This window comes from Streptomyces sp. CO7, from assembly GCF_053474865.1.
Genome location: NZ_JBRIOU010000001.1, coordinates 51003 through 52573 on the forward strand (window position 1 = coordinate 51003; position 1571 = coordinate 52573).

Annotated in this window: 2 protein-coding genes; both read right to left on the minus strand. The window is 69.3% G+C overall.

What is annotated here, in order from left to right; all coding sequences use genetic code 11:
* Positions 1-26: 26 nt before the first annotated feature.
* Positions 27-584 (minus strand): ATP-binding protein, encoded by a 558-nt coding sequence (locus tag ACOV8S_RS00220; RefSeq protein ID WP_448315145.1) that lies wholly within the window; start codon positions 582-584, stop codon positions 27-29.
* Between the two features lie 253 nt (positions 585-837).
* Positions 838-1221, minus strand: coding sequence for an STAS domain-containing protein (locus ACOV8S_RS00225; RefSeq protein ID WP_448315147.1), 384 nt, complete (start codon positions 1219-1221; stop codon positions 838-840).
* Between the last annotated feature and the right edge of the window lie 350 nt (positions 1222-1571).

Below are 1571 nucleotides of genomic sequence, written 5' to 3' on the forward strand. Positions count from 1 at the left end.
CGCGAGGGGCGCGCCGCGGCGGCGGGTCAGGAGGTGGGGTGGGCGAGGTCGGCCCAGACGGTCTTGCCGGGGAGCTCGGGGGCCGCGGCGACCCCCCAGTCCATCGACAGCCGCTGGACTATGAACATGCCGTGGCCGCCCGGCCGCCCCGCCTGATGCGGCGTACGCGGCGTCGGCTGCCCCTCACCCCGGTCGGTGACCGCGATCCGGATCGTCTTCCGGTCGAAGGTGAGCGTCAGCGCCTCCGGCCCCTCCGCGTGCAGGCACGCGTTGGTGACCAGCTCGGACACGATCAGCAGGACGTCCTCCGCCGCCGCGCGCCCGTCGTCCGTGGACGACGGCAACCAGCCCCACGCGTACAGGGCCTGTCGCGTGAAGTCGCGGGAGAGGGGAACGACGCCGCTCTCCCCCGCCAGATTCAGTTGCCGTACCTCCGGCGCCACCGGCGCGCCTCCGTTCGCAGCCCCCGTCACCTGTTCCAGGTCGGGAGACGTCCCGTTCACCGCCGTGACGGGCGAGGCGGGAGAAGCGCCGCCGGGCTGCGGCCCGCGGTCGCCCGGCGGATAGGGCCGGGTGGTGCTCATCAGCGCTTCACCTCACCGATTCACCGATACACGAGTGGACCTCGGGGTCTTCGGGGCGTCGGAAACGGTTCGGGCCGTCGGCCCGGCCCCGTCCATGGCGCCCCCTGTCCTCAGCAATTCTCCTGCCCGCCCCGGACGTCGGAACACTCACCGATTCGCCCCGTTTCGCCCTATCCGCCATCTTTCACCGATTCAGCACAAGATGTCACGAACGACTGCGCATGGCGTCGCTTGTCGTGACGTCCGCCACCGATCAGCCGGTTCCCGTGCCTTCCGCGAGCGCGCCCTCCACCGTGTCGTGCACGGAGAAGACCGTGTCCGCGCCGGTGATCTCGAAGACGCGCGCCACCGCGGGCCGCATCGCCACCAGGTGGATACCGCCGCCGGCCTCTTCCGCCTTCAGGCGGGCGCCGAGCAGCACGTTCAGCCCAGTGGAGTCACAGAACTCCAGCCGGGAGCAGTCCACCACGATCCGTGTGCGCCCCTTCGCCAGGTTGCGCTCCAACGGCTCGCGGAGGAGTTCGGCGGTGTGGTGGTCGAGTTCGCCCGCCGGGATCACGACGGCGCTGGCTCCCTCTTCCCGTACCTCCACCAGAAGCCGGCCCGACTGCGCGCTGCCGACCGTCCCGTGGTCCATTGCCGTCTCTCTCTCGACGTCCGATCTGCTGATACCGCCTCCGAACCCTACGCCCTCTGCGCAGAATTCGGCAGTCGAACAATCATAAGAATTGGGACATAAGCGTACGGAGCGTACTTGCGGTCTTGTTGCTCGAGCGGGTAGGGCTGATGAGGACACATCCGATCCGGCCGGCTTTGGAGGCGCCGCACACCGCAGAAGCGCACGTACTGGCATCGGCAGCCATATGCCGAGAACGATGGAGGACTTCATGTCACCCCGGCTCGACGCATCGCATACCCCCAGAGCGACGTCGGCAATCCCGCCTCATTCGCACGAGGAGTTCACGTCCCCCACGGCGGACGCGACGC

Coding starts and splice junctions, on each gene's coding strand:
- ACOV8S_RS00220 (WP_448315145.1), bottom strand. CDS start 584: ATGAGCACCACCCGGCCCTATCCGCCGGGCGACCGCGGGCCGCAGCCC.
- ACOV8S_RS00225 (WP_448315147.1), bottom strand. CDS start 1,221: ATGGACCACGGGACGGTCGGCAGCGCGCAGTCGGGCCGGCTTCTGGTG.